This is a genomic window from Streptomyces sp. NPDC053665 (genome assembly GCF_055585285.1).
Genome location: NZ_JBVJKK010000004.1, coordinates 176,547 through 200,510 on the forward strand (window position 1 = coordinate 176,547; position 23,964 = coordinate 200,510).

The following is a 23,964-nucleotide window of genomic DNA, read 5'->3' on the forward strand; positions in this document are numbered from 1 at the left end:
CGGACCCGGCCGCCGCCCAGGGGACGGCCGGGACCTTCGGTCGGTGCGGGGCGCGGGTGCGCCGCTCAGCCGTCTGCGGTGTGGCCGACCGGGCCGGTGATGCCCGGCGTGACACGCGCCGGCGCCTCGGTCACGCCCGCCGGGACCCGGGTGCGCGGCGCGGGGCGGGTCACCCGGGCCGGTCCGGTGGTGTCGTCGACCGCCCGGGCGGCGGACGCCGGCAGGGTGAAGACGAGAGGCGTGCCCGTCGAGGAGGTCCAGCCGGACACGGCACCCGCGTACGCCTGGCCGAACGCCGTGCCGCGCAGGGTGCTGCCGGCCGGGAGGGTCGCGGTGACCGCCAGGCCGGCCGGGGCGTCGACGCTCACCGTGGTGCCGATGCGGTACGCCGTGACGTTCCCGGCGCGGAGCGCGGCCCGCCAGTCGGCGCGGCGCTTCAGCTCGACGCCGATGTCGCGCATCCGCGGGTTCAGCAGCGGCGTGTTGTCGGCGAACAGGGCCTTGTAGCCGTCCAGGACGCCGTCGAGGACGGGGTAGGCGATGCGGTCCTCGGCGAGGTTGGACTGGTGGATGAAGTGCGGCTTGGGATCGTTGGACAGCACGTGGCCGAGGGCGATCCGGGTCTCCAGCGGCACGATGTGGCCGGCGTAGCCGGTGGCGGTGTCCAGGGGCGCCGGCAGGCAGGTGGTGGTGCCCGGGTTGTCCTCGCAGATGCCGCTGCCGCCCTGGGCGCGGCTGGTGTAGATCCAGTTGTACTCGTCGACCTGCTCGGCCGCCCGGCCGGCGTTGTAGAAGATGTTCATCGGGTAGCGCGGCACGGTCGTGGCCGGGCCGACCCGGCGCTGGTCCGGCTCGCGGGAGTTGTCCGAGCCGAGCCAGGCGATGCCGTTGTCGCCCAGGGCGGGGGCCAGGTTGGGGTTGTCCTGGGGCTGCTGCGGGAGGACCTTCATGCCCGAGTGCTCACCGGTGACCAACTCGTCGTTCACCAGCGGCAGCAGGGCGAGCTGGCCCCAGACCCGGTTGACGGCGATCTCGTCGGAGATGTCGTAGCGGCTGGTCCAGCGGGTGCTGCCGTCGGGGTTGGTGGCGCACTTCCACGGCACCACGGAGGTGTCCTGCACACAGCCGAGGAAGGGGTGCGAGTAGGTGTGGTTGATCCAGCGGAACTCGCCCCGCCGCGCGATCAGCCGGTCGGCGAGCGGATCCCGGCCGTTGTTGTCCTCGCGGTGGTCGACGCTGCCGGCGCCGTTGTAGGCGAAGTCGAGGGTGAAGCCCTTGCTGTCCTGCCACGTGACGGCGTGGTCCACGTCGGCGGCCGTCATCCGGATGGGGTCGGGCGTCGCGCCCGGGTCCGTGCAGTCGACGTCGCCCGGTGTGCAGTTGAGGGCGCTGTTCCACCGGTCGTCGGCGGCGAAGACGTCGTCCACGTGCACCGAGAAGTAGTTCCGTGCGGCGCCCAGATGCACCCCGCCGGTCATCCATTCCACGATGCCCCGGGCCAGGAGCCGGAACTGCTGCTGGTACCGGTTGTAGACGAAGGTGACGACCAGTTCCCGTCTCCCGTCGTGCCGGTACTCGCCGACCAGCGTGCCCTTGGCCGTCTGGCCCGGGATCGCGGCCTCCACGTACGGCGTGAAGTCGGCCCCCGCCACGGGCTTCGACAGATAGGCGTAACTCTCGCCCACGGCAGGGTCGTTGTCCTCGAAGGGCACCGCACCGTCGAGGTAGCCGAAGGGGCCGGACCGGCCCGCGGCGGTCACCTGGGCCTGCTCGCCGTCGAGACTGCCGGCGTAGCCGCCGTTCACCGGGTACTGGAGGCCGGCCTCGGGACGTGCGTAGGTGTAGGCGTCCACCTGCGGGATGTCGTACGTCCGCTCGTAGGCCGCGAGGGCGGCCATCTCGGCGGAACCGGCCGGGAACGGATTGTCGTTGGGGAGCACCACGGCCTGGAACCTGGCGCGCGGCCGGCCGTCGACGGTGTCCGCGAGGAAACCGGCGTCGATCACGGTCCGGCCGGACTGCGTCAGGTCGATCGTGGTGTACGGCGTGCCCGCCGCGGCCAGTTCGGCGGCGATGGCGTCGGTGGACGGTCCGCCGTCGCTCACCACCAGCACCCGCAGATCGATGCGGGGCGTGGGATCGGCGTGCGCCGCGCCGGCCGGCAGGCCCAGTGCGGCGATGAGCGCGCCCACCGTGACCGCGGTGGTGCGTATGGTCCGCTTCATGCGGTGATGTCCCCTCCCGGGCAGGGGTGGGCACGGCTCCCGTGGAGCGGACGCACCCCCTTGCGCGCCGCCGGCGTCCCCCTCAGAAGCCGGTTCGTCACGCATCCGTCGCGTCACATAGTGAGGTCTGTGTGGAGATTTCGAGGTCCTGTTGCACAACATGACGAAAAAGCGCAGGTGTCGAACGGGGGCGTTCCGGAAGGGAGGGGGAGCGCCCCGGATCGCCGGGGGAGCCCGGAGCGGGCGGTGGTGAGGGCGTCGCCGCTGGTCCGGGCCGTGTGCGGCGCACCGGCGGGCCGCGGGGGCCCACCGGTCGTCGTGCCAGTGGTCCAGACCGGTGCCCGGAGCCGGGCAGGGCGACTTTCAGGTCACGCGTGCCGGGCTCCCCGGGGAGGTCAGGCGCAGAGCACGCGGGTCACGGGGCTGTACACCGGACCGCCGCTGACGTTCGTGGAGTCGCTGAACTCGGCGTAGAAGTAGGAGTAGAAGCCGATGTTGCCGTTGCAGCCGGAGTCGGCGGCGATGTCCAGCTTCAGGGTGACCGTGCGGCTCTGGCCGGGCGGGATGGTGGTGCCGTAGTTGCCGCCGAGGTTGGCCGGGCCGGTCCCCGCACAGGGCGTGGCGCCGTTCGCGGTGGCCAGGGTGCAGCCGGAGAAGCTGAACTTCAGGTCGGGCCGCTGCGTGGTCAGCCAGGTCGGCTCGATCGTCTGGTACACGAACCAGACGTCGTAGGTGTGGTGGTTGGTGAGTGTCATCGACAGGTTGACCGTGCCGCCCGGGGTGGCGGTGGCGCTGTCGGTGGCGAAGGTCAGCTCGGCCGCGGCCGGATCGACCGCGGTCGCGGAGGGGGCCAGGCCGAACACGGCCAGCACGGCGGCGAGGACGGCGCCGAGCCCGAAACGTCTCATCAGGGGTGATCGCATGGCCAGGGAGGCTAGGCAGGGCCCGTCCGCACCGTCTGCCCCACGCGGCACCGCCCGCGGAACGCCCGGCCGGAAGTGTTCAGGGCGTGCGTGAAGTGTGACGCAGATGTGGAGTCGCGGGGACGTGGGCGATCGCCCAGGTGATCGGCGCGCAGCCGGAACCCGCGGAGCCCTGCGTGGCACCGGCTGTTGCCGGGGCGCCGGAAGATGACATTGGCGCGTATGAGCCGCGACCCGCCCACCCGGCCTCCGTACGGCCCGTGGCCATCTCGGCCATCCGTCGGTTTCCGGACGGTGGCCCGGTGGCCCGGTGGCCCGGTGACCCGACGCAGGTGCCGCAGGTGATGCAGGCGGCGGGCCGAACCGGTCATCCACCGGACCAGGTCTCACAGCGCCCGGATCGCCGCGTGCAGCGCGTCCGCCGTGGGGGCGATGACGAGGCCCCCCTCCCGCAGCCCGGCCGGGAGGTGACGACGGTCGTCCTCGTCGAAGATCAGCGCAGGCCCGTCCTGCGGCACGATCACGGCCCCGAGGGCGGTCGCCAACCGGGCGAGCACACCGGTCATGGCGCCGGTCGTGACGTGCGTCGCCGTCACGCACGACATGCCGCTCCCGCCGCGGCGGGAGTGATAGAGGTCAGCCCCGCCGCCGTCCTCCCCGCGCAACTGCGAGAAGTCCTCGTCCGCGCCGCCGACCACCACATACGGTTGCGTCACCTGCCGCAGCCGCTCGGCGTCCAGGGGCACGGCCTCCCCGTCCCGGAAGCGGAGCAGGAAAAGGCTGTAGCTCATCCGCACACCCTGCCACCTCCGTGATCCGCCGGGCACCCCCTTCTGACATGCGGCGATGTGACGAGCCGCATGGAGCCGCGCGGCCCGGGCCGGGCGTGCTTCGCGCGGTTCGGGGGACACGAGGCGGTATGGCGAGAAATGGCGGGAACAGAGTGCTGGCGGAATCGGCGGGCCAGGGGGCGGCCCCGGAGGGAACGGCGCTCAAGCGGGCGCTGACGACCCCGCTGCTGTACTTCTTCATCCTGGGCGACGTCCTCGGCGCGGGCGTCTACGTACTGGTCGGGCAGGTGGCGGCCGACACCGGGGGAGCGGTGTGGGTACCGCTCGTCGTCGCCCTGCTGCTGGCACTGCTGACCGCCGCCTCCTACGCCGAGCTGGCCACGAAGTACCCCCGGGCCGGTGGAGCCTCGCACTACGCCACGCGCGCGTTCGGACCGTTCGCCGGTTTCGTCGCGGGCTTCTGCATGCTGGCCGCGGGCATCGTCTCCGTGGCCGCACTCGCCCGCGGCTTCGGCGGCGACTACCTCTCGGCCTTCGTGACCCTGCCCGTCGGCCTCGTCGCCGTCCTGTTCCTGGCCCTCCTCGCCCTGGTCAACGCGCGGGGCATCAAGGAGTCGACCCGGGCCAACGTCGTCGCCACCGTCATCGAGGTGGGCGGGCTGATCGTCATCGTCGTCCTCGGCGCGTGGCTGCTGCTCCGCGGCGACGGCGACGTCGGACGGCTCACGCAGCTGGGCACGCCCGAGAAGGGCGCGGCCGCCGCCGTCCTGAGCGGCTCGGTGCTGGCCTACTACTCCTTCGTCGGCTTCGAGACCTCCGTCAACGTCGCGGAGGAGACCCGCAACCCGAGGCGCTCCTACCCCCGCGCCCTGTTCGGCGCCCTCGCCACCGCCGGAGCGGTGTACGTCCTGGTGGGCATCGCCGCGTCCGCCGCGGTACCGACCGCCCGGCTGGCCGGGTCGAGCGGCCCGCTGCTGGAGGTCGTGCGGGAGGCGGGGGGTGTGCCGACCCGCCTGTTCAGCGCCATCGCGCTCGTGGCCGTCGCCAACGGCGCGCTCCTCACCGGCATCATGTCCTCCCGCCTCGCCTACGGCATGGCGAGGGACGGGCTGCTGCCGGCCGCGCTGACCAAGGTGCTGCCCGGTCGTCGCACGCCGTGGGCCGCGATCGCCGTCACCTCCCTGCTCGCGATGCTGCTGGCACTGACCGGCAGCGTCGCCACCCTCGCCTCGACCCTGGTCCTGCTGCTCCTGATCGTCTTCCTCATGGTCAACACGGCCGTGCTGGTGCTGCGCCGCGACACCGGCGAAGCCGACCACTTCCGGGCCCCGACCGTCCTGCCGGTCCTCGGTATCGCCTCCTGCGTCCTGCTGGCCACGCAGATCGAGGCGGACGTGTGGCTGCGCGGCCTCGTGATCGTCGCCGTCGGCATGGTCCTCGGCGCGGTGAGCGCGGCGCGGCGCGGCAAACGGGCCGAGCAGGGCGCGCGCGACACCGCCTGAGCCCGGTGCGGGAAGCGGCTGCCCGGCCGGAACGGGCCGGGAGTGAGCGGCGGGAGCCGGGGAAGACGTGGTCGAGGTCGGAGTGCTCGACGCGGGCTGTGCCCGCCCGAAGGGAAGGACGTGGGTGTGCCCGGGGTGCCTGGCCTCCTGCTCAGGAGAATGACCGTGGTGTCGTGCCGGACGAGACGGACGGTGCGCACGACGGTGCACAACGCCCTGTCCACTCTCAGTCGGGTTCGCCCCTGCCCCTACTGCCGGGCCTGGATCGCACCCCGGAGCGTCGTCTGCCCCGGCGGCCACCGCCTGGGCTGAGCACCCGGCGGCCACCGACCGGGCCGAGCACCCGGCGGCCACCGACCGGGCGAGCACCCCCGGCGCGCGCCGACCCCGTGCCCTCGACCGCGGCCCCGCGGGAGGCCGCTTCGCGGACGGCGGTCGCCGAGTGGCCGCGCCGGGCGTTTCCGGGGGACGCTGGAGAAGGGCTGCGACCGGCATGCCCCGGCGGTCCTGGGTCACCGGGAGGGCGGCGGCCGGCCCGGCGGCGGATGGGAGAAGGCCATGAGGGTCGGAGTGCTGACCGGCGGCGGCGACTGCCCCGGCCTCAACGCCGTGATCCGCAGCGTCGTGCGCAAGGGCGTACAGGAGCACGGGTTCGACTTCCTCGGCGTCCGGGACGGCTGGCTCGGCCTGCTCAAGAACGACGTCGTCCCCCTCGGCATCGACAGCGTGCGGGGCATCCTGCCCCGGGGCGGAACGATCCTCGGCTCCTCGCGCACCAACCCGCTCAAGCACGACAACGGACTGCAGCGGGTGCGGGAGACGCTCGCCGCGCACGAGATGGACGCGCTCGTCGTGATCGGCGGGGAGGACACGCTGGGCACGGCCACGGAACTGAGCCGTCAGGGCATCGACGTGGTCGGCGTGCCGAAGACCATCGACAACGACGTCTCGTGCACCGACTTCACCTTCGGCTTCGACACGGCGGTGGGGATCGCGACGGAGGCGATCGACCGCCTCCACACCACCGCCGAGTCCCACATGAGGGCCCTGGTGGTGGAGGTGATGGGGCGGCACTCCGGCTGGATCGCCCTGCATGCCGGGATCGCCGGCGGCGCCAACGTCATCCTCATCCCCGAGCGGCCCTTCGACCTGGACCAGGTGTGCGAGCAGGTGATGCGCCGCTTCGAGATCAACTACGCGCCGATCGTCGTGGTGGCCGAGGGGGCGGTCCCGAGGGAAGGGCAGCTGATCGTCAAGGACCAGTCGCTGGACGAGTTCGGTCACGTGCGGCTGTCCGGCATCGGCGAATGGCTGGCGCAGGAGATCACGGCACGCACCGACAAGGACGCCCGTACCACCGTCCTGGGCCACATCCAGCGCGGCGGCACCCCCAGCGCCTTCGACCGGTGGCTCGCCACACGGTTCGGCCTGCACGCCATCCAGGCGGTCGCCGACGGCGACTTCGGCCGCATGGTGGCCCTCGAGGGCACGCGGATCGTCCGGGTGCCGCTCGCCGACGCCACGGCACGGAACAAGGTGGTGGACCCGTCCCTGTACGACGAGTTCGAGGTGTTCTACGGCTGAACCGTCACGCTCCGGGCGGCACGACCGCGACGGGACGACGCACATGGTGCAGCACGGCATGCGCCACCGGACCCAGTCGCCCCGCCGGTTGCGCCTCGGCGGACCGTCCCACGACGAGGAGGTCCGCGTCCCGGGAGGCGTTGAGCAGCGCTTGCGCCGGGTGGAGCAGGCGCAGGTCGAGCGTGGCCCTCACCTGCGGGTACTTCTCCTGCCACGGGCGCAGGGCGTCGGACAGGTCCAGAACCTCCCGGTCCTCCCAGGTGGCGCGGTCCTCCTCGGTCACCACGAACGAGCGGGGGGAGACGGACTCGGCGGGCAGGACCCACGCCTGCACCACGCGCAGGCGGGACGCGCGCAGTTCGGCGGTGGAGAAGGCGAAGTCCACGGCCGCGCCCACCGGACGGTGGGCGTCGAAGCCGAGGACGACCGGAGGGGCGCCGCGGCCCGTGACGGGGCCGCCGGAGAACGCCCCCGGGCGAGGAGGCACGAGGACGACGGGGCAGGGGGCCGCCGCCGCGAGGCGCAGCGCGGTCGAGCCGACCACCAGGTCCGGGAAGCCGCCCGTGCCGCGGGTGCCCGCCACGAGGAGCCCGGCGCCCCGCGCCGCGTCGTCGAGGACGGCCTCCGCGGGGTCCCCGTCGGTCTGCACGCCGTCCACGTCGAGCTCCGGGCAGCGGGCGGTGAGGTCCTCCGCGGTCCGGCGCACCAGCCGGGTGCCGATCTCGCGCAGGCGGTCCGCGGCCGACACCGGGACGGCGGCTCCGGGAAGGCGGGGCGAGACGTGCAGCAGCCGCAGCGCCACGCCCCGCAGCCTCGCCTCACCCGCGGCCCACGCGGCCGCCGCAGCGGCACACTCGGAGCCGTCGACGCATGCCAGTACAGGGGAACGCATTCGGCCTCCTCGCCCGGCCCGTGCCGTCGCAGGTGGCTTCTCCTGTTCTCCACTGTTCCACGACAGGCCGGGTCCGGCTCCACGAGGGCCGGCTACCGCCGCACGCGGTACCGCAGGTAGACGACCTTCGAGCCGAAGGTCCGGGTCTCGGCCAGTTCGAGACCCACCCGGCGCTCGTGCCGGGGGAAGAAGGGGATGCCGCCGCCGAGGAGCACCGGGTGCACCATGATCCGGTACTCGTCGATCAGGTCCGACGCGGCGGCCTCGGCGGCGAGAACCGCACCCCCGATGGCGATGTCACCGTCCCCGGGCTCGGCCCGCAACCGCTCGATCTCCTACGCCACCGGGCCGGAGGCCAGGCGGGCGTTGCCCTGCACCGTCGTCAGCGTCCTCGAGAACACGACCTTCGGCAGCGGGTTCCACAGCGCCGCCCACTCCCGCTCCGCCTCGTCGAGCGAGGACTTCTCGTCGGCGTCCTCCCAGTACAGCATCGTCTCGTACAGCCGCCGCCCCATCAGGTGGACGCCGACCTGCCGGATGTCGTCGATCCAGAAGCGGAAGACCTCCGGATCGGGCGTCGACCAGTCGATACCGCCATCGGGCGCGACGATGTAGCCGTCGAGTGAGACGCTCATCGAGTACGTGACGCTGCGCATGAGTACTCCTCCTCCGTGCCGGGTTCGACAGTACGACCGCGGGACGCCGCAGAACTCATCGGCCGCGGAACCCTCGCCCCGACGGCCCAGCGGCATCCCTCACCGGGCCTCGCGCAGCCGCAGGAGATACGTGGCGGTCAGGGCGACCGCCCGGTCCTCGTCGTGGGACAGCCGCGTCAGGGCCTGCGCGGCGGTCGCGCCGGGGATGTCCGCCAGGGCCTGGGTCAGACGGCCGCGGGCCGGCGCCGCCGTACCGTCGCGGGCGAGGCGGTCGACGAGTGCGGTCGCGATCCGTTCGGCCGTCGCCGTGTCGCTCGACAGGGCGCCCAGCGCGTCGGCCGCATCCGTGTCGTTCCTCCCGGCCACGATCATGTCGACGAGGGTCGGGATCGCGTCCCCCACACCCCGCGTCCCCAGTGCCAGAGCCGCGTACCCCCGCACCCCGGGGTCGGGATCCGCGAGGGCGTGCCGCAGATGTGCGGCCACCTCCTCGCCGGGCAGCTCGGCGAGCGACTGCACGGCACGGGTCCGCACCGCGGCCACCGGCGAGCCCAGTCCCTCGGCGAGCAGCGCGGGTGCGCCGTCGGCCGACTGCGCCAGCGCCCAGCGAAGGGCGCCGGCGACGTTCGGCTCCGTCTCGTGCAGCGCCGCGTCGACCAGGGCCTCGACCGGGACCGCGCCCCCGTCGGCGGACGAGAGGGCCGCACGCTGACGGACGTCCGCGCTGTGCGAGCCCAGCGCCTGGAGCAGCGACACGGTCCGCAGGACCCCCTCCCAGTCGGTGGGGTCCGCGGAGTCGATGCTGCTCAACCGCGTCAGCAGCTCGGTCTCGGCGGCGATGCGCTCGCGTGTGCGCCGGATGAGGTCGCCCACGAGCGCCGAGGGCGTGAAGTGCGGATCGTCCAGGGCACGCCCGATCTCCCGCAGGGACAGACCCAGCGACCGCAGGCTCTCGACGTGGAAGATCCGGCGGATGTCCTGCGCGGAGTACTCCCGGTAGCCGGAGCCCGTGCGGCCCGAGGGCCGCACCAGTCCCAGCGCCTCGTAGTGCCGGAGCATGCGGGCGCTGACCCCGGACCGTCGCGCCACCTCACCGATCAGCACGGTCCTATCCTCCTCCCTTCGGGGCCCCGTTGAGGGCCACGATGCGCTTGGCCTCCTCGAGCGCCGACTCGAACCCCGCCTCCGGGTCCTCCAGCAGCCTGCGCGTGGCCAGTGCGTGCGCCCGCACGTCCGGCTCCCCGGCCACCGCCGCTTCCCGCAGCACCGGCACGATCACCTCGCCGAGCCCGGCCAGCGCCTGGCTGAGACTCAGCTGGACCGTGCGGTCACCGCGCCCGAGCTGCGTCGCCAGGACGCGGGCCAGGCCGGCCTCCTCCCCTTCCGGTACGAGGACGACCGCCGTCCGCCAGGCACTGCGCGCCACCTCGTCGTCGGCGTCGGACAGCAGGGCGTGGGTGATCGCCGGCCATGCCCGCCGGTCCCCGATCTTGGACAGGGTGTGCAGCGCCTGGCTGCGGGCCTGCGGACGTTCCGAGTGCAGCTCCCGCAGCAGCCGCGGGAGGGTCAGCGGCACGGGGTGGCGGGTGAGCGCCCAGGTGAGCATGTCCCGCACGAAGAACTCGGGCTCGACGGCGCACCGCTCGACGAGCTTGCCGACGAAGGCGGGGTCGGGCGTCGAGCCGACCGCCATGGCCGCACGCAGCCGCACGGGCGAACGGCCGTCCTCCAACGCGTGCAGCGCTCGCTGCACGTCTGCGTCCCGTGATGTCGTGGTCATCGGACCACCTCCTCGGGCAGCAGTGAAGACCTTGTCACGGTGTCAAGGTCAAGCGGCGCCGACCGCCCGTCCCGCCGGACGCGCGCGAGCCCGCCGCCGTCGTGGTCCGGGACGGTGGCGGGCCCGCTCGGTGCTCTCGCGTCGGGTGGTCAGGCGGTGTGCAGTCTCAGCCCGTAGCGGTTGAGGATCTCGTTGACCGGCTGGTGCCAGGTCTCGCCGCCGCTGCTGCAGTTGCCCCAGCCGCCGGAGGTGACGCCCTGGGCCTGGTCACCGCTGATGAAGGAGCCGCCGGAATCACCGGGTTCGGCGCAGACGCTCGTCTTCGTCATCTGGTGGACGGCGCCCTGGCTGTAGTTCACCGTCTCGTTCTTCGCCAGCACCCTGCCGCAGTGCCAGTGCGTGGTGGAGCCGGAACGGCAGATGGAGGCGCCCACCGGAGCCTCGGCGGAGCCGCGGACGAGCTGGTCGGAGACCGTGCCCCAGCCGAGCACGACCGGCACGGTCCACCAGCCGCTGCCGACGTTCACCCAGGCGTAGTCGTTGTCCGGGAACGACGACCCCTGGAAGTTGCCGACGTACGACCGGTCCCAGCCGTACACGGCCGAGCCGGGCGAACCGCAGTGTCCGGCCGTGACGAAGCCGCCCTGCACGGAGAAGCCGATGGAGCAGCGGACGTTGCCGGTGTAGTACGGGTCGCCGCCGACGGTTCCGGCGGCGAACGTGCGCGGTGCGGCGGCGGTCTGGCGGACCGTCACCGGACCCGCCTCGCGGGCTCGGGCGAGGAAGGCCCGGACATCGTTGTCGTCCCGATGCTCGCCGACGACGTTCACGACGACCTTGTTGGCCTTCGGGTCCACGTGCCAACTGCCCACACCGGCAGGCGCGGACAGGGCGTCGATGCGCTTCATCGCCGCGTCGAGCTGCCGCGCGCTGTGTCGCACGAGGCGTACGGACGCTCCCGTCGCGCGCACGGCGTCGGCGCGCTCGTCGTCGGTGAGGGCCACGGTGAGGCGGCCGCGTTCGGCGTCGAACCAGGAGCCGCCGTAGGCGGAGCCGGCGACGTCGCGCGCCGTGCGATCGGTGGCCGTGGCCTTCTTCTCGGCCGCGAGACGTGCCTCGGCCGCGTCGCGGGTCAGGCCCAGGTCCCGCTGCATGGCGTCGAGAAGCCCCGGGGAGGCGGGAGCCTGGGGGGAGCGCGCGGGACCCTCGGCGGCGGAGGCGGGCAGGGCGCTGGCGGTGGCCCAGGTACCGAGCAGGAGGAGTGCGGACAGCGCGGTGCGCAGGGTCGTGGTGCGTCTCAAGGGATGCCCCTTCGTTGTTCCAGCAGGGTGGGGGTGGAACAGCAGAGCTTGAGAGCGCTCTCTGGCATGCGCGGCAGAGCCTAGCCCGTGATCAAGGAAAGGTCTATGCCATGGGCGCGGTCGTCCCGGGCGGGGGTGCCGACCGGTCAAGTGCGCGCGTCTGGCCCGGGGTTGCGAACCGGTGCACGGTCGTCTGTCAGGATGGCGCCATGGGTGCCGATGTCCTGCGTCTTCCCGAGCCTCCGGCGCGCGAGGCCGACTTCCACGACGACTTCGCCGCTGCGGACCTCCGGCGGGACCGGTGGGTCGATCACTACCTGCCGCACTGGACGACCCCCGAGCGGTCGCGGGCCCGGTACGACATCGACTCCGCCGGACTCCGGCTGCGGATCGACGCCGACCAGCCGGACTGGCGCGAGGAGGACGCCCCGCTGCGGGTGTCCAACGTGCAGACCGGTGTCTTCTCCGGCCCTCTCGGCTCGCGCCGGGGGACGCATCGGCATCGGCCGGACGGACTGGCCGTCCGCACGGAGACCCCCGAGCGGCTGCTCTGGGCACCCACCGCCGGACGCGTGGACGTGACGGTCGGTGCGAGCCGGGACGAGGGGTGCATGCTCGCGGCCTGGCTCGTCGGGACGGAGCACCTGTCGGACCGGGACACCGGTGAGATCTGCCTCTTCGAGATCGACGCCGCAGCCGTCGGTGAGCGGGAGAGCCGCGCCCGCTGCGGGGTGAAGGCGCATACGGACGGGCGGCTGACGACCGACATGGCGGAGGTGGTCCTGCCCCTGGACGCGTCCGCGCCGCACACGTGGACGGTGATCTGGGACGGGTCGGGGACGGTCATCGGCTGCGAGGGAGTCGTCGTGAAACGGTCTCCCCAGGCGCCCGCCTATCCCCTGTTCCTCCTGATCGACCTGTTCGAGATCGGTCCCCGGTCGGGATCCGGCACGGCCTACCCGAAGACGGCCCGCGTCCACCGCGTCCGCGGCTGGGACGCCGGTGGAGACCTCGACAGACAAGACCCGGGTCGTCAGAACGCGTAGCGCACCCGCAGCCAGGGGGCGTGGCGGTCGATCAGGGTGCGCAGGGTCTGCACGGCTTCACCCTTGATCCCGTTGCGGTAGCGGACGTTCAGCGCGCCGTTCTCGGAGCGCTTGGCCTGCTGGATGTCCGGCCGCCACAGGGCCTCCTCCGCCCGGGGGTGCCAGCCGAGGTTGACCTCGTGCAGCTCCTGGTTGTGGGTGAGCATGATCACCTCGGCGGCGGCCTGCCGCTTCACGCGCTCGGGCAGCACGTCGTCGAGGTGGATCAGCAGCTCGGACCATGCGTCCTCCCACCCGGGGCGGACGACCACGGGGGAGAGGTTGAAGTGCACCTCGTACCCCGCGTCGAGGAAGTCCGCCGCGGCGGCGATCCGCTCCGGGACGGGCGAGGTGCGCACGTCGAGCAGCCGGGCGTCCTCGGGCGGCATCAGCGAGAAGCGGATGCGGGTCCGGCCGCGCGGGTCCAGGGCCAGCAGGTCGGGATTGACGAACTTGGTGGCGAAGGAGGCCTTGGCGGTCGGCCACTGCCGGAAGGCGTGCACCAGATCCGCGGTGTTGTCGCAGATCAGCGCGTCCACCGAGCAGTCGCCGTTCTCCCCGATGTCGTACACCCACGCCTCGGGGTCGCACTGGTTCGGCTCGGGCTTGGGCCCCTGCCGCGCGATGTGCCGGCCCAAGTGGGCGATGATCCGGTCGATGTTGGTGAAGACGGTGATCGGGTTGGCGTAGCCCTTGCGGCGGGGCACGTAGCAGTAGGCGCAGGCCATGGCGCAGCCGTTGGAGGGGCCCGGAGCGATCCAGTCCGCCGAGCGGCCGTTGGGCCGGGTGGTGAGGGTCTTCTTCTCGCCCAGGACCAGCGTCTCGCCCTTGACGCGCACCCAGCGGTCGACGTTGCCCTCGTTGCCGTGCAGGCCGGGGATGCGCCAGTGGGAGTCCACCGTGGTCAACCGCGCGTCGGGGAACCGGGCGCGGATCTGCCGCCCGCGCGGGGACGCGGCGGCCCCGGGCTCCGCATAGATCTCCCGCACGGGCAGCAGGCGGCGGGCGGTGGCGGAGGTGCGGAACGACGGGGCCTGCCGGTCGGTCGTCGCGACGGACCCGGGGAAGAGCGCGTCGAGACCGAACAGCGCCCCGGAGTCGTCGTCCGGGACGCCGGACGGGTGGTGCATGGGTGCTCCTGTACGGACGGGTGCCAGGAGGAGAAATGTCCCCTACGTGCAACTGTACGGGGCGCCCGGTACCCGGTCAGGCGTTGAGCTGCCAGATGGCGAGGTTGAGCGCGGCCGCGTACAGCGTCCACAGCGCGTACGGCACCAGGAGCAGGAACGCGGCCCGGCTCCGGCGCCGGAAGAGCAGCATCGTGACGCCCAGCGCGCCGAGCAGCAGGCAGATGTCGAGGAACGCGAGACCGTACCGGTCGGCCCCGAAGAACAGCGGGGTCCAGGCGAGGTTGAGGAGGAGCTGCGTCCCCCAGGCGGTGGCGTCGGCGCGGACGTGCGCCGGTGCGCGTCCGCGCAGCACCAGCCAGGCGGAGACGGCGATGGTGGCGTAGAGCACGGTCCACACCGGTCCGAACAGCCAGGACGGCGGCGCCCACGCGGGCCGGTCCAGCGAGGCGTAGGTGCTGCCGGCGTCCGCGGCGGCCGTGCCGCCGACGGCGGCCACGCCGTAGCACAGCCCCAGCAGCAGCAGGAGCAGCAGCCAGTGCGCATGGCCGTGCGGCCGGTGGCTGTGGTGGTGTGCGGCTTGCGTCACCGGGTGTCTCCCTTCCGAGGGTGCGGCCGCGCGGGCACGGCGCGCGCCGCCCGGGTGCCCGGCGGCCGGGCGCCCATGCCGGCACCCGCGGCCCGGGCATCGGCCGGGGCACCCCGCGGGTTCGTGCGTCCGCGTGCCGGGCCGCCGGGAACGGGCCATGGCCATCCGTGCGCCGCGCACCTAGCATGGAGAGCGCGACCCCTGCCGGGCCTGCGGCCTCGTCCTGCCGCAGCCCACCCACCGGCCCAGCCGGTGCCACGCGGAGGTGCGCCGTGCCCGAGAACCGCTGGTTGCTGTACCGCGATGCCGTGGCGGAGGTCCTCACCGGCGGCGGTCGCGCCTGGCTCCGGGACGCCGCCTGCATCGGCGAGGACCCCGAGCTGTTCTTCCCGCTGGTGGAGCGGGAGACGGACGCCCGGGTCGCCGAGGCCCGCGCGGTGTGCCGCCGCTGCCGCGTCCTGCTGGCCTGCCGATCCTGGGCCATCGAGCACGGCGAGGACGCCGGCATCTGGGGCGGCACCACCGCCCGGCAGCGCCGCGCCATCAGCCGGGAGATGCGCATCGGCGAGGGCGGCGAACGGCGGACGCCGTGACGGCGGAGCCACCCCGCGCCCCCGGGCGCGGGATATCCGTACGGCCGTCCTGGACGGGCAGGCCGGTACGGGCGGTGGTTGCCTGGCCGGGAGACGTCTTCCCCGCCGGCAGGAGAAAGGTACGGCCGTGGCCCCTGAGTCCTCCCTCCAGTACACCGTCCCGGGCATGACCCCCGAGGACAGTGCCGAGATCATCACGCTGCTCCAGCGGCGGCTGCACTCGCTGAACGATCTGCACCTGACCCTCAAGCACATCCACTGGAACGTCGTCGGCCCGCACTTCATCGCGGTGCACGAGATGCTCGACCCCCAGGTCGAGCAGGTGCGGTCCATGACCGACGACCTGGCCGAGCGGATCTCCACCCTGGGCGGAGTGCCGCAGGGAACGCCGGGCGCGCTGGTCGCCGACCGGTCCTGGGACGACTACTCCATCGGCAGGGCCGAGGCCATCGAGCACCTGGGCGCCCTCGACGTGGTCTACACCCGGCTCATCGAGGACCACCGCGAGGCCATGGCGGCCACCGAGTCCTCCGACCCCGTCACCCAGGACATCCTCATCGAGCAGCTGCGCGGGCTGGAGCTGTTCCAGTGGTTCGTCCGCGCCCACCTGGAGAGCAGCGGCGGCCGTCTGAGCACCGCGGACGCCAGGACGGAACAGGCCGCGGCGGACCGGGCCGGCGAGCAGGCCCGTCAACAGCCCTGACACCACGGGGAGTCGAGGCCCCGCCCGGGTGCGGCGGGGGCCGCCCGCTCGAGACGCTGCGTGCGAGAATGCGGCCCGTGACCGGATCGTCCTCCTCGTCCGACGCCGAGAGCACGCCCGGCCGCGCCGGGCTGGGCCCGCGTGCCGCAGTGGTGCTGGTGTTCGGCTCCTCGGCGGCCGTCCTCGTCATCGAGATCGTCGCGCTGCGGCTGCTCGCGCCCTATCTGGGACTGACCCTCGAGACGAGCACCATGGTGATCGGCATCGCGCTCAGCGCGATCGCCTTCGGCTCCTGGCTGGGCGGACTCGTCGCGGACCACGTCGATCCACGCCGGCTCATCGGCCCGGCGCTGGGCGTGTCCGGCGCGGTGGTGGCGCTCACCCCGGCCGTGCTGCGCAGCACGGCCGAGTGGGCGCCCGTGGTGCTCCTGCTCGTCGCGGGGCTGACCATCCTGGTGCCGGGCGCCCTGCTGTCCGCGGTGACGCCGTTCGTCACCAAACTGCGTCTGACCAGCCTGGCGGAGACCGGCACGGTCGTCGGCCGGCTGTCGGGGGTCGGTACCGTCGGGGCCATCGCCGGCACGGTGCTGACCGGCTTCGTCCTCGTGTCGCGGCTGCCGGTCAGCGGCATACTGCTCGGCCTCGGCGCCCTGCTGGTGGCGGGTTCGGCCTGGTTCGAGTGGCGCACCCGCGGCTGGAGCGGCGCACCCGCCCTGACCCTGGTGGTCGTCGCGGGCGGTCTCGCGGCCACGGCCGCTCCCGGGGGCTGCGACGTGGAGACCACGTACCACTGTGCACGGGTCGTCGCGGATCCCGGCGGGGGTGGCGGCCGCACCCTCGTCCTGGACGGCCTGCGGCACTCCCACGTCGACCTCGCCGACCCGACCCGTCTGGAGTTCGCCTACGTGCGCGCCGTCGCGTCGGTAATCGACGCCGCGTTCCCGGAGGGACGCCCGCTCGTCGCCCACCACGTGGGGGGCGGCGGGCTCACCCTGCCCCGGTACCTCGCGGCCACACGGCCCGGGACGCGCAGCGTCGTCTCCGAGATCGACGGCGGGGTCGTGCGCCTCGCCCACGACCGGCTGGGGCTGCGCCCGCGAGCCGGTGTCGAGGTGCGGGTCGAGGACGGCCGGCTGGGTGTGCGGCGCCTGGACACCGGCAGTCGTGACCTCGTCGTGGGTGACGCGTTCGGGGGTGTCGGCGTGCCATGGCACCTCACCACCGCGGAGGCGGTGTCCGACGTGCGGCGCGTGCTCGGCGCGCAGGGGGTGTACGTCGTCAATCTCATCGACCACGGGGAGATGGCCTTCGCCCGCGCCGAAGTGGCCACCCTCTCCGCGACGTTCGGGCACGTGGCCGTGCTGGGCGAGCCCGCCGGCACCGCCCCGGGCCCGGCCGGCGAGGGCGGCAACCTCGTGGTGCTCGCCTCCGACCGGCCGGTCGACCTCCGGGCGGTCCAGCGGGAACTGGACGCCCGGGGCACCGGCTGGCGCGTCACCTCCGGTGAGCGGCTGGACGCCTGGACGGGTGCCGCCGAGCCGCTCACCGACGACCACGCCCCGGTGGACCAGCTCCTCCAGCCCCGCGGCCCCTGACGAGGGCGGCGGTCGGGGAGGGCCGGCCGCTCCGCGGTCAGCCGCCCGCGGCGAGAGCTTCGCCCACCAGCTCGCGCACGGCCCCCAGAGCCTCGGCCCGGTCCGCCGGGACCAGACCGATGCGGGTACGCCGGTCGAGCAGGTCGGCTTCGTCCAGGGCGCCCTCGTGCCGCAGCGCCCACAGCAGTTCGGCGCCGGTGACGGGGTGACCGGGCACGACGGGCTCACCCAGGCGCGGGTCCCGTGCCGCCAGGGCGTGGACCGCCGGTGCCTCGGTGCCGTAGCGCTGGACGAGGCGGCGGGGCGCGCGGAGCGCGGACAGGGCCGCGGGGGCCGCGGCACCGACCAGGGGGAGTGCGGCGGTGGGGGAGGGGCCGGCGGCGAGGCCGCGTGCGCCGACCGCCGCGTCCACGGCGTCCTCGGCCATCCGGCGGTAGGTGGTGAGCTTGCCGCCGACGACGCTGACCACGCCGTCCGGTGACGTCAGCACGGCGTGCCTGCGGGAGACGTCGGCCGTGCGCGGGACGGCGCCCGGCTGTGCGGCGGGTGTGGTGTCCAGCAGTGGGCGCAGCCCCGCGAAGGCGCCGACCACGTCGCTGCGCCGGACCGGGACGTCGAGGACCGAGCCGAGGACGTCCAGCAGGAAGCCGATGTCCGTCTCCGGGACGTCGGGGACGTCCGGGACGGGCCCGTCCAGGGGTTCGTCGGTGAGTCCGACGTAGATGCGGCCGTCGTCCTGGGGCAGGACCAGGACGAAGCGGTTGGTCTCGCCGGGGATGGGGACGTGCAGGCCGGCGGGGAGGGGGCCGAGGTGGTCGGCGCGCAGGACGAGGTGGGTGCCGCGGGAGGGCCGGATGCGGAGGCCCTCGACGAGGTCGCCGGCCCACACCCCGGAGGCGTTGATCACCGCTCGGGCCCGGATCTCGCCCTCCTGGCCGGTGAGTTCGTCGCGGACGCGGGCGCGGGTTCCGGTGAGTCCCAGGGCCCGCACCCGGGTGAGGACGCGGGCACCGCGTGCGGCGGCGGTGCGGGCGAGGGCGGTGACCAGGCGGGCGTCGTCGGTGAGCCGTCCGTCCCAGGAGAGCAGTCCGCCGCGCAGTCCGCCGGAGCGCAGCGCCGGGGCCAGGTGGCGGGTCTCGACCGCGGACAGCCGGCGGGGCGCGGGCAGGGTGGCGCGGGCCGTGCGGGCCGACAGCCGCAGGGCGTCGCCGGCCCGGAACCCGGCCCACGCCAGCGCGGCCTGGCCGCGCGGGACGAGTGTGGTCAGGGGCAGCACGAAGGGCTGGGCGCGCACCAGGTGGGGCGCCGTCCGCTCCATCAGCACGCCGCGTTCGACAGCGCTCTCGTGGGCGACGTCGAACTGGGCCGAGGCCAGGTAGCGCAGCCCGCCGTGGATGAGTTTGGAGCTCCAGCGCGAGGTGCCGAAGGCGAGGTCGTGGGCGTCGACGGCGACGACGTCGAGGCCGCGGGCGGCGGCGTCGAGGGCCGCTCCCGCGCCGGTGGCTCCGAGGCCGACGACCAGCACGTCCACCACGCGGCCGTCGGTCGCCTCGGTCAGCTCACGGGTGCGCCGGGCCGCGGACAGGGAGGCCCCGCCGGCCGGGACGGTGGTCTGGCTCATGGGGTGAGGGTCCTCTCCAGGACGGTGTGCAGTTCGGCGAGGAACGCCTCGGACGTGAGGCCGTCGTCGTCCTCGTCGGTCATGGTGCGCAGGGACAGGGCGAACGACTGGAGGATCAGCAGCACGGTGCGTGCCTGAAGCCGGGCGGGAGCCCTGCGCACCGAACCGTCCGCGTGTCCCTCCCGCAGGGCCCCGGCGAGCAGCTCCAGCAGGGCTTCCTGGCTCGCCCCCCGCCGGTCCAGCACGTAGGGCAGGAGGAGTTCGGGGTCCACGTCGACGATCTTCTGGAACAGCGGGTGGGCGCGGAAGGCCTTCACGCCCGCCACCAGACCGTCGACCAGCGGCGGGCGCGTGCCCGGTTCCGGCCGGTGTTCGGGCATGGCGCCGGTGGCGACCGCGATCCACTCACGCGTCATCAGGTCGCCGACGAGGGAGCGGACGTCGGGCCACCGGCGGTAGAGCGTCATCCGCGAGACACCCGCGCGGCGGGCGACGTCGGTCATGGTCGTCCGGCGCACGCCGACGGCCAGGACGCAGTCGCGGACGGCGTCGAGCGCCACGTCGTTGTCCGAGGACTTCTGCTGAGCCGAGCTGTTGTGACGGTTAGGCGTCATGTGTAACAGTGTAACGCGCAGGGCCGCTCCGGCGGCAACCCCGACGACCGGTGAGGACGACACGCATGGACATGCTGTGGAACGGCTGGGGCGACCCCGCCAGGGCGACGCCGCTGCCCGACACCGTCACCGGGCTGCTGCGTGACTGGCTCGGTGTCACGGCACAGCCCACGGCATCGGCCCGCCTGGAGGAGATCGAGGTCTCCACCCCCGCCCTGGAAAGCACCGCCCTGCACGCCCTGCACGCCGCCCTCGGCGGACGGGCGGACAGCGTCCGCACGGACGCCGAGAGCCGGGTGAGGCACACCCGGGGCAAGTCCACCCCGGACCTGCTGCGCATCCGCGCCGCCGACACCTCCGACGCCCCCGCGGCCGTCGCGCTCCCGGAGAGCCACGACGAGGTGCTCGCCGTGCTCCGCGTCTGCGCCGAACACGGCCTCGCCCTCGTCCCGTTCGGCGGCGGCACCTCCGTCGTCGGCGGACTGGCCCCCACCGGCCCGGCGCCCTTCGTCGCCCTGGACCTGCGGCACATGAACCGCCTGCTCGACCTCGACCCGGTGTCCCGGACCGCCACCCTCCAGCCCGGCCTGCGCGCACCCGAGGCCGAGGCGCTGCTGGCCGGACACGGCTTCACCCTCGGCCACTTCCCCCAGTCCTACGAGTGGGCCACCATCGGCGGCTTCGCCGCGACCCGCTCCAGCGGACAGGCCTCCGCGGGCTACGGCCGCTTCGACGAGATGGTCCTCGGCCTCACCCTCGCCACCCCGCAGGGCACCCTCGACACCGGCCGGGCACCCCGCTCCGCCGCCGGACCCGACCTGCGCCACCTGGTGCTCGGCTCGGAGGGCGCCTTCGGCGTCATCACCTCCGTCACCGTCCGCGTGAGGCCCGTTCCTCGGACGCGCCGCTACGAGGGCTGGCGCTTCGCCTCCTTCGACCAGGGCACCGCCGCACTGCGCCGCCTCGCCCAGGACGGACCGCGCCCCACCGTCCTGCGGCTGTCCGACGAGACCGAGACACTGATCGGCCTGGCCCAGCCCGAGGCCATCGGTGCCGGCGTCGAACAGGGGAACGCGGGCTGCCTCGCCGTGGTCGGCTTCGAGGGCACCGAGGACGACACCGCCCGGCGCCGGGCGGCGGCAGCGGCCGTCCTCGCCGACTGCGGCGGCGAGTTCGCCGGCGACGAGCCTGGGGAGCGCTGGGCCCACGGCCGCTACTCGGCGCCCTACCTGCGCGACTCGCTCCTCGAGGCGGGCGCGTTCGCCGAGACCCTGGAGACCGCCGCCTACTGGTCGAAGCTGCCGGGCCTGTACACGGCCGTCCGCGACGCGCTGACCAGCACGCTCACCGGGAACGGCACCCCGCCCCTCGTCATGTGCCACATCTCGCACGTCTACGAGAACGGCGCCTCGCTGTACTTCACGGTCGTCTCGGCCCAGGGCGACGACCCGGTGGCGCACTGGACGCGCGCCAAGCACGCCGCGAACGACGCGATCCTCACGGCCGGCGGCACGATCACCCACCACCACGCCGTCGGCACCGACCACCGCGACTGGTACGTGCGCGAGGCCACCGACCTCGGGGTCGCGGCGCTGCGAGCCGTCAAGCAGCGGCTGGACCCGGACGGCCTGCTGAACCCCGGCGTGCTGCTGCCGGCCGACTGAACCGGTCCCCGGCCCGCCCGACCGCACCACCCCACCTTCACGACCACCCGGCACCACCCGTCAGCCCGGAGGCACATCGATGCGACAGTTCACCGCCGTCGTCAACCCCACCGCGGGCGGAGCCACCAGCGCGGCGGCGCTGCTGCAGGTGGCCCGTCTCCTGAGGGAGGCGGGCGCCGAGCTGGAGACCGAGTACAGCCGCAGCCTCGCCCACGCCCGTGAGCTCGCCCGGAGCGCCGGGGAGCGCGGCCGCGTGGTCCTCGCCGTCGGCGGCGACGGCATCACCGGAAGCATCGGCGGAGCCCTCAGCGGCACCGGCGCCCTTTTCGGCATGGTCCCGGCCGGGCGCGGCAACGACTTCGCCCGGGCCCTCGGCCTGCCGAGCGACCCGGAGGGCGTGGCCCGGGTCCTGCTCCACGGCACCCCGCGCGCCGTGGACACCATCGAGGTCGTGTCGTCGGTCCACGCCGCCACCGTCGTCCTCGGCAGCGTGTACGCGGGGGTGGACGCCCTGGCCAACCAGCACGCCAACCGGTCCCGGGTGCTGCGCGGCCCGGCCTCCTACTACGCCGGGGCCCTGCGCGCGATCAGCGGCTGGCGCCCCGTGCGCTACCGGGTCACCGTCGACGGCCGGGACCACGCCTACAGCGGCTACACCGTGGTGGCCGCGAACTCCAGCTACTACGGCTCGGCACGCCGCATCGCCCCCGACGCCCGCCTGGACGACGGACTCCTCGACGTCGTGATGATCCGGGACGCGCCGCGCCGCCTGTTCTTCGCCCTGATGAAGGAGCTGGACACCGGAGCCCACGTCCACCGCCCCCAGGTGCAGGTGGTCCGCGGCCGCGAGATACGTATCGAGGCCGACCGGGACCTGCCCTACGGCGCGGACGGCGAGATCGAGGCCGTCCTCCCCGTCACGGCCAGGGTGCTGCCGGGCGCGCTGCGGGTGCTGTGCTGAGGCGGACCGTCACCGGGTGAGCCCCGCGGGGCTCACCCCTGCGGTGCGGTGCCGGGACGTGCCGAGTGGTCCGGGTGGCCGCCGGTGCGCCGCTCCTCCTTGAGCTCGGCCTCGAACAGGTGGTCCTTCCCCTCGGCCAGCTCCTGCCGTGCTGCCTTCTCCGCGGCCTTGAACGGGTCGTAGTAGGTGTCGTTGTACGCCTCGACGATCTGGAACGTCCAGTGCCCCGGGATGACGTTGTGGCCCAGGATCTCGCGCTGGACGCGGTCCGCCCAGGTGTGATGGCCCGCCTCGCGCAGCAGCCGGACCGCACGGTCGAGCTCGAAGTCGGCCCCACCGGTCAGCTGGTGAAAGGCGTACAGGTGCCCGCGGGCGCGTTCGGTCGTCTCCAGCGCCTTGGACAGGGCGCCGAGGGCTTGGACGGTGGTGTCCGACACGCCCTGCGGTCGGCGGTGGGCGGCGTCGGGACCGTCGTGGTGCTCGTTCATGGGGGAGCGAGTGCCCAGTCCCGGGCCGCTCACCGCGCCTGTCCGGGGGACATGTCCGGCCGGCCGGCACGGACGGCGGACGGCCCGCGGCTGCATCCGTCGCAGCCGCCGGCCCGGAAGGATCGGCAAGGGTGCGGGACACCGTCCCGCGCGAGGGCCCGCCGGCACGAGGGATACGGGCGGCGGCGCACTCCCCGGGCCCCTGGCGCGGCGGCGCGGGGGCCCGGGTCCGCACACCGCGCCGACGCCGTAGCGCAACCGTCCGGGTCCTCGGCCTCGAGCGGAGCAACCGTCCGGGTCCTCGGCCTCAGGCGGAGCAACCGTCCGGGCCCTCGGCCTCAAGCGGCGCTGCCGTGCCCGGCCTCCTCCGGCGGTCCCGGGGGCCGGGGCGACTCCTCGTAGTCCCCTGCTCTGCGCCCCGGCTCCGTCGAGTCCAGCTCCCAGTGGTGCCGGCACTCCTCACAGCGGGGGCCTTCCGCCCGCACGTCGAGCACCTCGCCGTTCGGGCAGTCCGTACCGTCCCCCCGCCCGGCGCACGCTTCTTCGCCGACCTCCATGGATCCGACCGTGCGCCGGGCGGGACGCGCACGGGAGGGCGCCGGTGGGGGCGCACGGGGGCTCGGACCCGGAACGGCGCCTCAGGAGGGGTCGGCAGTACCCGGGATGCTCGTCCGCAGCAGGCCCTCGACGCCGTTCAGCAACGTCTCGGAGATGAGCGCCGGGTCGAAGAGGCAGCCCGCCGCCATGGCGCCGTCGCGGAGCATGACGAAGTGACGCCCCGCTGTCTCGGCGGGAACGCAGCCGGCCTCGGACAGCAGCCGGGTGGCGGTGTCCAGGAACCACTGGCGATGCGCCAGGACGGCCCGGTGGACGGGGTGCGCCGGGTCGGGGTACTCGGCCGCCGCGTTCAGGAAGGCGCACCCGCGGAAACCCGGCGTCCGGATGCTCTCCGCGATGGACCGTGCGACGGCGCGGACCGTGTCGGCCGCCGTGAGGTCCTGCTCAAGGACGGCCGCGACCTGGCCCCTGATGCCCTGGTCGGCCTGCTGGAGATAGGCGAGGATCAGGTCCTCCTTGCCCTTGAAGTGCCGGTACAGGGTGGCGCGCGTGACCTGCGCCTCGGCGATGATCCGGTCCACCCCGACCGAGTGGATGCCCTCGGCGTAGAAGATCCGGGTGGCCGTTCCGAGCAGTCGCGACCGTGCCTCCGACGTGCTCCCGCTCCCTGTGCTCGCGCTCATGGCGCCACGGTAGCAGCCCCCTGAGGGAG

General features: G+C 74.0%; 22 protein-coding genes and 1 pseudogene. 8 read left to right on the forward strand and 15 right to left on the reverse strand.

Annotated elements, in window-relative coordinates; all coding sequences use genetic code 11:
- Window positions 1–65: 65 nt before the first annotated feature.
- The 3 genes from ACZ6ZN_RS17995 to ACZ6ZN_RS18005 all read right to left on the reverse strand — a co-directional run bounded on the left by ACZ6ZN_RS17995 (window position 66) and on the right by ACZ6ZN_RS18005 (window position 3,939).
- Window positions 66–2,225 carry a hypothetical protein gene (locus ACZ6ZN_RS17995; protein ID WP_469647266.1) on the reverse strand — a complete coding sequence of 720 codons (2,160 nt, stop codon included), beginning with the start codon at window positions 2,223–2,225 and terminating at the stop codon, window positions 66–68.
- 395 nt (window positions 2,226–2,620) lie between these two features.
- Complete coding sequence (locus ACZ6ZN_RS18000) at window positions 2,621–3,133, reverse strand: COG1361 family protein (protein WP_451879939.1); 513 nt, start codon at window positions 3,131–3,133, stop codon at window positions 2,621–2,623.
- A 401-nt stretch (window positions 3,134–3,534) separates the two neighbouring features.
- The gene (locus ACZ6ZN_RS18005) at window positions 3,535–3,939 is read right to left on the reverse strand and encodes a hypothetical protein (protein ID WP_469647268.1); all 405 of its coding nucleotides are present in this window, start codon (window positions 3,937–3,939) and stop codon (window positions 3,535–3,537) included.
- A 152-nt stretch (window positions 3,940–4,091) separates the two neighbouring features.
- Here ACZ6ZN_RS18005 and ACZ6ZN_RS18010 point away from each other — a divergent pair, with 152 nt between their 5' ends.
- Together ACZ6ZN_RS18010 and ACZ6ZN_RS18015 are read left to right on the forward strand one after the other, a co-directional pair.
- Window positions 4,092–5,441: an APC family permease gene (locus ACZ6ZN_RS18010; RefSeq protein WP_469647270.1), complete on the forward strand. Its 1,350-nt coding sequence runs from the start codon at window positions 4,092–4,094 to the stop codon at window positions 5,439–5,441.
- Window positions 5,442–5,999: 558 nt separating this feature from the next.
- Complete coding sequence (locus tag ACZ6ZN_RS18015) at window positions 6,000–7,025, forward strand: 6-phosphofructokinase (protein ID WP_451879942.1); 1,026 nt, start codon at window positions 6,000–6,002, stop codon at window positions 7,023–7,025.
- 4 nt (window positions 7,026–7,029) lie between these two features.
- Here ACZ6ZN_RS18015 and ACZ6ZN_RS18020 read toward each other — a convergent pair whose 3' ends face one another.
- The 5 genes and pseudogenes from ACZ6ZN_RS18020 to ACZ6ZN_RS18040 form a co-directional block, all read right to left on the reverse strand.
- Window positions 7,030–7,917: a universal stress protein gene (locus ACZ6ZN_RS18020; RefSeq protein WP_469647274.1), complete on the reverse strand. Its 888-nt coding sequence runs from the start codon at window positions 7,915–7,917 to the stop codon at window positions 7,030–7,032.
- Window positions 7,918–8,009: 92 nt separating this feature from the next.
- Window positions 8,010–8,573: pseudogene (locus ACZ6ZN_RS18025) on the reverse strand (dihydrofolate reductase family protein).
- A gap of 99 nt (window positions 8,574–8,672) precedes the next feature.
- Window positions 8,673–9,677: a MerR family transcriptional regulator gene (locus ACZ6ZN_RS18030; protein WP_469647277.1), complete on the reverse strand. Its 1,005-nt coding sequence runs from the start codon at window positions 9,675–9,677 to the stop codon at window positions 8,673–8,675.
- Between the two features lie 4 nt (window positions 9,678–9,681).
- Window positions 9,682–10,353 carry a HEAT repeat domain-containing protein gene (locus ACZ6ZN_RS18035; RefSeq protein WP_469647279.1) on the reverse strand — a complete coding sequence of 224 codons (672 nt, stop codon included), beginning with the start codon at window positions 10,351–10,353 and terminating at the stop codon, window positions 9,682–9,684.
- 149 nt (window positions 10,354–10,502) lie between these two features.
- Entirely contained in the window at window positions 10,503–11,654 is a 1,152-nt protein-coding gene (locus ACZ6ZN_RS18040; RefSeq protein ID WP_398108057.1) for a S1 family peptidase, read from the reverse strand.
- 209 nt (window positions 11,655–11,863) lie between these two features.
- Between ACZ6ZN_RS18040 and ACZ6ZN_RS18045 the strand changes: the two genes are divergently transcribed.
- A complete protein-coding gene (locus ACZ6ZN_RS18045) occupies window positions 11,864–12,700 on the forward strand; it encodes a LamG domain-containing protein (protein ID WP_469647281.1) in 837 nt (278 codons plus the stop codon).
- On the opposite strand, the gene ACZ6ZN_RS18050 is transcribed toward ACZ6ZN_RS18045, so the two are convergent.
- Window positions 12,688–13,869 (reverse strand): spore photoproduct lyase family protein, encoded by a 1,182-nt coding sequence (locus ACZ6ZN_RS18050; RefSeq protein ID WP_469647283.1) that lies wholly within the window; start codon window positions 13,867–13,869, stop codon window positions 12,688–12,690. The genes ACZ6ZN_RS18045 and ACZ6ZN_RS18050 overlap by 13 nt on opposite strands.
- 76 nt (window positions 13,870–13,945) lie before the next feature.
- Window positions 13,946–14,455, reverse strand: coding sequence for a TspO/MBR family protein (locus tag ACZ6ZN_RS18055; RefSeq protein ID WP_469647286.1), 510 nt, complete (start codon window positions 14,453–14,455; stop codon window positions 13,946–13,948).
- A 272-nt stretch (window positions 14,456–14,727) separates the two neighbouring features.
- Here ACZ6ZN_RS18055 and ACZ6ZN_RS18060 point away from each other — a divergent pair, with 272 nt between their 5' ends.
- The 3 genes from ACZ6ZN_RS18060 (at window position 14,728) to ACZ6ZN_RS18070 (ending at window position 17,346) form a co-directional block, all read left to right on the forward strand.
- Window positions 14,728–15,048: a WhiB family transcriptional regulator gene (locus tag ACZ6ZN_RS18060; protein WP_398108053.1), complete on the forward strand. Its 321-nt coding sequence runs from the start codon at window positions 14,728–14,730 to the stop codon at window positions 15,046–15,048.
- 166 nt (window positions 15,049–15,214) lie between these two features.
- A complete protein-coding gene (locus tag ACZ6ZN_RS18065; protein WP_469648030.1) occupies window positions 15,215–15,751 on the forward strand; it encodes a Dps family protein in 537 nt (178 codons plus the stop codon).
- Between the two features lie 68 nt (window positions 15,752–15,819).
- On the forward strand, window positions 15,820–17,346 hold the full coding sequence (locus tag ACZ6ZN_RS18070; protein WP_469647289.1) for a fused MFS/spermidine synthase: 1,527 nt from the start codon (window positions 15,820–15,822) through the stop codon (window positions 17,344–17,346).
- Between the two features lie 37 nt (window positions 17,347–17,383).
- Here the strand turns inward: ACZ6ZN_RS18070 and ACZ6ZN_RS18075 are convergent, their stop codons facing one another.
- Together ACZ6ZN_RS18075 and ACZ6ZN_RS18080 are read right to left on the reverse strand one after the other, a co-directional pair.
- Window positions 17,384–18,967 carry a glycerol-3-phosphate dehydrogenase/oxidase gene (locus ACZ6ZN_RS18075; RefSeq protein ID WP_469647291.1) on the reverse strand — a complete coding sequence of 528 codons (1,584 nt, stop codon included), beginning with the start codon at window positions 18,965–18,967 and terminating at the stop codon, window positions 17,384–17,386.
- A complete protein-coding gene (locus tag ACZ6ZN_RS18080) occupies window positions 18,964–19,581 on the reverse strand; it encodes a TetR/AcrR family transcriptional regulator (RefSeq protein WP_469647293.1) in 618 nt (205 codons plus the stop codon). Before ACZ6ZN_RS18080 ends, ACZ6ZN_RS18075 begins: the two co-directional genes overlap by 4 nt.
- 65 nt (window positions 19,582–19,646) lie before the next feature.
- Here ACZ6ZN_RS18080 and ACZ6ZN_RS18085 point away from each other — a divergent pair, with 65 nt between their 5' ends.
- Window positions 19,647–21,245, forward strand: coding sequence for an FAD-binding oxidoreductase (locus ACZ6ZN_RS18085; protein WP_469647294.1), 1,599 nt, complete (start codon window positions 19,647–19,649; stop codon window positions 21,243–21,245).
- 79 nt (window positions 21,246–21,324) lie between these two features.
- Window positions 21,325–22,206 carry a diacylglycerol/lipid kinase family protein gene (locus tag ACZ6ZN_RS18090; RefSeq protein ID WP_469647297.1) on the forward strand — a complete coding sequence of 294 codons (882 nt, stop codon included), beginning with the start codon at window positions 21,325–21,327 and terminating at the stop codon, window positions 22,204–22,206.
- A 32-nt stretch (window positions 22,207–22,238) separates the two neighbouring features.
- On the opposite strand, the gene ACZ6ZN_RS18095 is transcribed toward ACZ6ZN_RS18090, so the two are convergent.
- From ACZ6ZN_RS18095 to ACZ6ZN_RS18105, 3 genes are all read right to left on the reverse strand, one after another.
- Window positions 22,239–22,694 (reverse strand): hypothetical protein, encoded by a 456-nt coding sequence (locus tag ACZ6ZN_RS18095; RefSeq protein WP_469647299.1) that lies wholly within the window; start codon window positions 22,692–22,694, stop codon window positions 22,239–22,241.
- 338 nt (window positions 22,695–23,032) lie between these two features.
- Entirely contained in the window at window positions 23,033–23,251 is a 219-nt protein-coding gene (locus ACZ6ZN_RS18100) for a hypothetical protein (RefSeq protein ID WP_469647300.1), read from the reverse strand.
- Window positions 23,252–23,332: 81 nt separating this feature from the next.
- A complete protein-coding gene (locus ACZ6ZN_RS18105) occupies window positions 23,333–23,935 on the reverse strand; it encodes a TetR/AcrR family transcriptional regulator (protein ID WP_469647302.1) in 603 nt (200 codons plus the stop codon).
- Window positions 23,936–23,964: the final 29 nt, after the last annotated feature.

Coding starts and splice junctions, on each gene's coding strand:
- ACZ6ZN_RS17995 (WP_469647266.1), bottom strand. CDS start 2,225: ATGAAGCGGACCATACGCACCACCGCGGTCACGGTGGGCGCGCTCATC.
- ACZ6ZN_RS18000 (WP_451879939.1), bottom strand. CDS start 3,133: ATGAGACGTTTCGGGCTCGGCGCCGTCCTCGCCGCCGTGCTGGCCGTG.
- ACZ6ZN_RS18005 (WP_469647268.1), bottom strand. CDS start 3,939: ATGAGCTACAGCCTTTTCCTGCTCCGCTTCCGGGACGGGGAGGCCGTG.
- ACZ6ZN_RS18015 (WP_451879942.1), top strand. CDS start 6,000: ATGAGGGTCGGAGTGCTGACCGGCGGCGGCGACTGCCCCGGCCTCAAC.
- ACZ6ZN_RS18020 (WP_469647274.1), bottom strand. CDS start 7,917: ATGCGTTCCCCTGTACTGGCATGCGTCGACGGCTCCGAGTGTGCCGCT.
- ACZ6ZN_RS18035 (WP_469647279.1), bottom strand. CDS start 10,353: ATGACCACGACATCACGGGACGCAGACGTGCAGCGAGCGCTGCACGCG.
- ACZ6ZN_RS18045 (WP_469647281.1), top strand. CDS start 11,864: ATGGGTGCCGATGTCCTGCGTCTTCCCGAGCCTCCGGCGCGCGAGGCC.
- ACZ6ZN_RS18050 (WP_469647283.1), bottom strand. CDS start 13,869: ATGCACCACCCGTCCGGCGTCCCGGACGACGACTCCGGGGCGCTGTTC.
- ACZ6ZN_RS18065 (WP_469648030.1), top strand. CDS start 15,215: ATGACCCCCGAGGACAGTGCCGAGATCATCACGCTGCTCCAGCGGCGG.
- ACZ6ZN_RS18070 (WP_469647289.1), top strand. CDS start 15,820: ATGCGGCCCGTGACCGGATCGTCCTCCTCGTCCGACGCCGAGAGCACG.
- ACZ6ZN_RS18075 (WP_469647291.1), bottom strand. CDS start 18,967: ATGAGCCAGACCACCGTCCCGGCCGGCGGGGCCTCCCTGTCCGCGGCC.
- ACZ6ZN_RS18080 (WP_469647293.1), bottom strand. CDS start 19,581: ATGACGCCTAACCGTCACAACAGCTCGGCTCAGCAGAAGTCCTCGGAC.
- ACZ6ZN_RS18085 (WP_469647294.1), top strand. CDS start 19,647: ATGGACATGCTGTGGAACGGCTGGGGCGACCCCGCCAGGGCGACGCCG.
- ACZ6ZN_RS18090 (WP_469647297.1), top strand. CDS start 21,325: ATGCGACAGTTCACCGCCGTCGTCAACCCCACCGCGGGCGGAGCCACC.
- ACZ6ZN_RS18095 (WP_469647299.1), bottom strand. CDS start 22,694: ATGAACGAGCACCACGACGGTCCCGACGCCGCCCACCGCCGACCGCAG.
- ACZ6ZN_RS18100 (WP_469647300.1), bottom strand. CDS start 23,251: ATGGAGGTCGGCGAAGAAGCGTGCGCCGGGCGGGGGGACGGTACGGAC.
- ACZ6ZN_RS18105 (WP_469647302.1), bottom strand. CDS start 23,935: ATGAGCGCGAGCACAGGGAGCGGGAGCACGTCGGAGGCACGGTCGCGA.